The 5,703-nt window shown below is 68.0% G+C and carries 7 protein-coding genes; all 7 read right to left on the reverse strand.

Going from position 1 to position 5,703, the window contains the following annotated elements; translation table 11 throughout:
- Nucleotides 1–229 (reverse strand): MspA family porin (locus CSR00_RS25635; protein ID WP_176562269.1); only part of this gene is annotated, 229 nt, incomplete at its 3' end.
- Between the two features lie 361 nt (nucleotides 230–590).
- Entirely contained in the window at nucleotides 591–746 is a 156-nt protein-coding gene (locus CSR00_RS30860) for a hypothetical protein (RefSeq protein WP_099025228.1), read from the reverse strand.
- A 182-nt stretch (nucleotides 747–928) separates the two neighbouring features.
- Nucleotides 929–1,471 carry a MogA/MoaB family molybdenum cofactor biosynthesis protein gene (locus CSR00_RS25645; protein WP_099025224.1) on the reverse strand — a complete coding sequence of 181 codons (543 nt, stop codon included), beginning with the start codon at nucleotides 1,469–1,471 and terminating at the stop codon, nucleotides 929–931.
- Nucleotides 1,471–2,955, reverse strand: coding sequence for a trypsin-like peptidase domain-containing protein (locus CSR00_RS25650; RefSeq protein WP_099025225.1), 1,485 nt, complete (start codon nucleotides 2,953–2,955; stop codon nucleotides 1,471–1,473). Before CSR00_RS25650 ends, CSR00_RS25645 begins: the two co-directional genes overlap by 1 nt.
- Before the next feature lie 151 nt (nucleotides 2,956–3,106).
- On the reverse strand, nucleotides 3,107–4,561 hold the full coding sequence (locus CSR00_RS25655) for a HAMP domain-containing sensor histidine kinase (protein WP_099025226.1): 1,455 nt from the start codon (nucleotides 4,559–4,561) through the stop codon (nucleotides 3,107–3,109).
- Nucleotides 4,561–5,247, reverse strand: a complete 687-nt coding sequence (locus CSR00_RS25660; RefSeq protein WP_099025229.1) for a response regulator transcription factor — start codon at nucleotides 5,245–5,247, stop codon at nucleotides 4,561–4,563. The genes CSR00_RS25655 and CSR00_RS25660 overlap by 1 nt, the downstream gene beginning before the upstream one ends.
- 97 nt (nucleotides 5,248–5,344) lie before the next feature.
- Nucleotides 5,345–5,518, reverse strand: a complete 174-nt coding sequence (rpmF, locus tag CSR00_RS25665) for a 50S ribosomal protein L32 (protein WP_099025230.1) — start codon at nucleotides 5,516–5,518, stop codon at nucleotides 5,345–5,347.
- Nucleotides 5,519–5,703 lie beyond the last annotated feature (185 nt).

Here is a 5,703-nt window from a genome sequence, read left to right on the forward strand (position 1 = left end):
CCGCATAGACCGCCTTGCCCGAGTGGAACCACTCGCGGGTCAGCCGGTTGCGGTCCAGCGGATAGACGCCGTTGAGGAAGGTGTCCCACTGCTGAATCGTCAGGGTCCGACCCTGACCGTCGACCAGGCTCAGCTCGTTGTCCAGGCCAGCATGTGAAGTGCCCGTGCCCACGAAGAGCGCCGCGAACGCGGCGACCAACGCGACCAGCACCCGACTGAATACCTTCATGTTCTCCCTAGCTGTGTCGGCGGTGACCCGGGTGGCTCACCGAGGGGGTTCGTGCGTGGTGCAGCTCGCTCACACCACACACTCGCAAGAGTCGAGAGATGAGAACCCTCACATCTGGCTCTTACTTTTCGCTCATCGTTTCTGACACGAGGAACATAACGGCGCGGCATCGGACGGGCAACGCGTAGCGACGCACCGATAACGGAAGTGATGACCGTCAGAAAGTTTGCTGGAGTTTCCCAGCCGACCCACAGTCAACCCGGAGCCGGCGGGATGGAACGACCGGTATCCTGCATTACGCGCGCGACGTGCACGCGGGCCGAATCCCCCGATCAGAGGGCGCTCAACACTGCAATCTGGATCACTCGTGATGCGGGGGACGGTTGTCCCGCAGCCAGTTCTCGCGGCTCTCTTCGTCGGCCGCGGCGTCCGGATCGCGTTCATCCGAGGATGCCTGGGGAATACCTTCGCCGAATACCTTGTTAACTGAACCACGCGTTTTGGGGTCAATAGCCATCACGGACCTCCGGGTTGTGTGACTAAGATCACAAACGGTGCGTCGTTGCAGTTCACGCGGGCGTAACACAAAGGCCGACGGTAGTTTGCGAGATCCTCAGGGTCTCGACATACCTCGGCGCCGACCCGATAGCGGGACGGCGCCGGACGTTCACCCAAAGTGAGGGAAATGTTCAGATTTCCTCAGATTTCCAGACTCGACAACGACGCGATGACCTGGGCAGCCAGCGGATTCAGGGTCGCCATCCCGTCGCGGACCGCGTAGCGCGATCCCGCCAGGTTGACCACCAGGGTGCTGCCGGAGATCCCGGCCAGGCCCCGCGACAGACCGGCGTCGGTGATTCCCGCCGACAGCCCGGACGCGCGCAACGCCTCGGCAATGCCCAACAGTTCGCGGTCCAGAATCTCGACGGTGGCTTCCGGGGTCACGTCACGCGGGGTGACACCGGTCCCGCCGACGGACACCACCAGATCGACTCCCCCGATCACCGCGGTGTTCAGCGCGTTGCGGATCTCCACCTCGTCGGCGGCGACGACGACCACCCCGTCGACCACGAACCCGGCCTCACCGAGCAACTCGGTGACCAACGGACCGCTGTGGTCCTCCTCGCCGTGCGCGGTCCGGTCATCGACGACCACCACCAGTGCCCTACCCACCAGCTCCACAGGCTGCTCCATGGTTGCAACCGTATATGTGGCGACGGACATCGGTGCAGCCGTCCTCATCACTGCTGTGCCTTACCGAGCGTGACCTGCAGGGTCTTGGTCTGACCGGAATCGGTGCGATACGTCAGGGTCACCGTCTCCCCCGGTGCCTTGGACCGGACGGCCGCGACGAGGGCGTCGGCGCTGGGGATCACCCGGTCGTCGACCTTGGTGATCACCACACCGTTGGGCAGGCCCGCACCCGCGGCGGCTCCGCCGGCGGTGACGTCGACGATCTTGGCGCCGTTGACGCTGCTGTCATTGCTGACCTGCACACCCAGGGAGGCATGCGAGGCCGTTCCGGAGCTGATCAGCTCGTCGGCGATCCGCTTGGCCTGATCGACCGGGATCGCGAAGCCCAACCCGATCGAGCCGCTCTGCGCGCCGGCGGAGTCGCCGCCCAGGGTGGCGATCGCCGAGTTGATGCCGACCAGCTCACCGTTCATGTTGACCAGCGCACCGCCGGAGTTGCCCGGGTTGATCGCGGCGTCGGTCTGGATCGCGTCGAGCACGGTGTTCTGGTTGTTGGCGTCGCCGACGGTCGAGACGGGCCGGTTCAGCGCGCTGACGATACCGGTGGTGACGGTGCCCTCCAGGCCCAGCGGCGAGCCGATCGCGACGACGTCCTGGCCCACCCGCAGATTGGCCGAGGAACCCAGCGTGATGGGGGTCAGGCCGGAGACACCCTCGGCGCGCACGACCGCGATGTCGCTGGCGGGGTCGGTCCCGACGACGGTGAACGGGGCGGTGCGCCCGTCGGAGAACGTCACGGTCGTCACGGGTTTGGCCGAGGCGTCACCCGACGTCGACGGCAGTCCGGGCCGGCTCGGGAGCAGCGGCCCGCCGGAGATCTCCGGCGGGGCGCCGTTGACCGCGGACACCACGTGGGCGTTGGTCAGGATCAGGCCGTCGGAGGACAGGACGATCCCGGAGCCCTCCTCGTTGGCGCGACCCAGATCGGTCTCCAGCTTGACGACGCTGGGCACCACCTTGGCGGCGACCTGCTCGACCGAGCCCGCCGGGACGTTGGCCGCGGGCACACTGCTGGGTGCGGGGGCGCCGATGGTCGTCACCGAACTGCCCGTGTCGCGATCGGGGGCCGCCAGCAGTGACACCCCGCCGCCGATACCGGCCGAGACCACCGCGATCGCCAGAACCCCTGCCACGGTGCCCGCGCGGGAACGCCTGCGGGGCGCGCGGCCGGGACCCTGCTGCGGCTGCGGCGGGACTGCGGCACCCGGCGGCCGCGCACCCCGGTACTGGTCATGGGCCACCCGCTGCTGGGCACTGTGCTGAGCTGCGCTGTGCTGGGCTTCGCTGTGCTGGGCTGCGCTGTGCTGAGCCGCGTAACCCTGCTGGGCGGCCTGCTGCTGGGTCGCATAGCGCCAGTCGTACTGCTGCTGAGGCCCGGGACGGTACTGGCCGGGATACCCATAGGCCGCAGACTGATTCGGGTCCTGGGGATGACCGGGCTGCGGTTGCGAATACCTCGGGTGGTTCGTCATGCCTGTCGTCACTGGTCCTTGTCAGTCAGTGCGGACCGGCTGTGACACCGATCCGCAGAGAAGTAGGGAGAACTCGTTGGGACCCACTGTGCACCCGTCGACTGAGAAACCACTGAGATAACACTCGGTGTGGCTGATGACTTTTGCCCGCTCAGGGCACTTTTAATCGTTTTGTGACCTCGTCGGATGTCGCCGACGTACCGGGGCGGCCCGGCAGCAGGACATAGATGGACGTGCCCGGGGGCTGCTCGCCCGGGGCGGTGTCCTCGACGCGGATCGCGCCGCCGTGCTTGAGCACCACCTTCTTGACGATGGCCAGGCCCAGGCCCGAACCCGGCATCGCTCGGGCGGCGGTCGAGCGGTAGAAGCGCTCGAAGACCAGCTGACGCTCGTGCGCGGGAATGCCGGGCCCCCGGTCGGAGACGATCAGTTCGGCGTGCGACGGGCCGACCTGCCGCAGCAGTAGCCCGACCCGCCCGCCCGGGGGACTCCACTTGGCGGCGTTGTCGAGCAGGTTCAGCACCGCCCGCGACAGCCCGGCCGCGTCGCCGTAGACCTGCCAGGGCGTCACCGCGACGTCGAATTCGATGTCGTTGCGGCGCCGCCGGACCCGTTCGAGGCAACGGTCGACCACTTCGCCGATCTCGACGTGCTCGTGGACGACGTCGCCGGCTTCGTCGCGGGTCAGGTCGACCAGGTCGCCCACCAGGGTGGACAGCTCCTCGATCTGGCCGATGACGTCGGCACGCAGATCGGCCATCTCGGCGTCCGGGATCCGGGGGGCGCCGGGCTGCTGTGAGGCGATCAGCAGTTCGACATTGGTGCGCAGGGAGGTCAGCGGCGTCCGCAGTTCGTGTCCGGCGTCTGCGACCAGGCGGGCCTGACGTTCCCGCGATTCGGCCAGGGCGCGCAACATCGTGTTGAAGGCCTCGGTGAGCCGCGCCAGCTCGTCGCTGCCGAACACCGGGATGGGCCGCAGGTCGTCGGTGCGTGCGACCCGCTCGGCGGCCTCGGTGAGCCGTCCCACCGGCCGCAGGCCGGTACGGGTGACCATTCCGCCGGCCACGGCGGCCACCACGACACCCACCCCACCGACGATCAGCAGCACCCAGCGCAGTTTGGTCATCACGGCGTCGGTCGGGGCCAGGCTCTTCGAGATCAGCAGCGTGCTGCCGTTGCGCAGCCGCACCGCCAGCACCCGCTGGTCGTGGGCGGTGCGCCGCGACATGAACAGATCACCGTCGATGACCGCCTTCTCGGGCGCCCCGATGGGCAGCGTCTGGCCCTCCTGGTTGGCGGTGTAGATCGACCGGCCGGGGTTGATCAGCATCGCGTTCACATCGGAGTAGGCGGTGCCCTCGATGGCCTTGCCCGGGTCGGCGGCCAGCGAGCCGCTGGCGATCAGCAGCTGAGCGCGGCTCTGCAGCTGGTTGTCGATGTCGTCGTAGAGCGCCGCCGACACCACGGCATAGACGGCCACCGCCATCAGGACCACGACCATGGCGACCATCGACATCGCCAGCAGCATCACCCGCCACCGCAACGACAGGGAGGTGGTGGCGGGCAGGGGCGCACGTCGGTGGGCGTCGGGCCGGAACAACGACATCAGGGAGGGGTCTCGCGCAGCACGTAACCCACGCCGCGCACGGTGTGGATGAGCCGCGGCTCTCCTTCGGCCTCGGTCTTGCGGCGCAGGTAACCGACATAGACCTCCAACGCATTACCGGAGGTCGGGAAGTCGAAGCCCCAGACCTCTTCGAGAATGCGGCTGCGGGTCAGGACCCTGCGCGGGTTGGCGATCAGCATCTCCAGCAGGGCGAATTCGGTGCGGGTCAGGCTGATGTGCCGTTCCCCTCGGGTCACGTCGCGGGTGACCGGATCAAGAGTGAGGTCGGCGAACGTCATGGTCGCCGTGTCTCCCGCGTCGTCGGGAGAGGTGCGGCGCAGCAGCGCCCGCATCCGTGCGAGCAGTTCCTCCAGCGCGAACGGCTTGGGAAGGTAGTCGTCGGCACCCGCATCGAGCCCCGCGACCCGTTCGGAGACCGAGTCCCGCGCGGTCAGCACCAGAATCGGCAGGTCGTCGCCGGTGCTGCGCAGCTGACGACAGACCTCCAGCCCGTCGAGCCTGGGCATCATCACGTCGAGGACCAACGCGTCCGGACGGTCGTCGGCAATGGCGGTCAGCGCTTCGACACCGTCCTCGGCCAGCGACACGGAGTAGCCGTTGAAGGAGAGGGAGCGCCGCAGGGACTCGCGCACCGCGCGGTCGTCGTCAACGACAAGAATTCGCACGGCCACCAGTCTTAACCCAACGCCTGAGAGTGACCTAAGAAGCGTGCGGCGTTTCGCCCAAGGCCGATCACGTCAGCCGCGAGATGGCCCGACGGAATCAGCGCTTGTCGAGGTCGATCAGGCCGAGACGGGCCGCCTTCTGCAGGCGACGCGGCACCTTGTGCTGGCGCCCCGCGACGGTGACGGTGACCAGACCGGGGGCCTCGGCCTTCCACTGCGCGCGCCGGCTACGGGTGTTCGCGCGCGACATTCTGCGCTTGGGCACAGCCATGACGTGCATCTCCTTGATCAGTGGTTCCCGCCGCGCAGAGAAATCACCATGCCAGCGGCGTCAGTTGCTCCTCAGGATAGCCGGTGACCTGCGGGCTCCCCAAATTGCCGATGTGGGGCACCCGGTCGGCCCGGCATTGCAGGTCGCGTCCCGGCCCTTCCAAGCCCCCCGAAGCCCCCCGAAGC

Origin of the sequence: Mycolicibacterium palauense (assembly GCF_002592005.1) — a bacterium.
Classification (GTDB): Bacteria; Actinomycetota; Actinomycetes; order Mycobacteriales; family Mycobacteriaceae; genus Mycobacterium; species Mycobacterium palauense.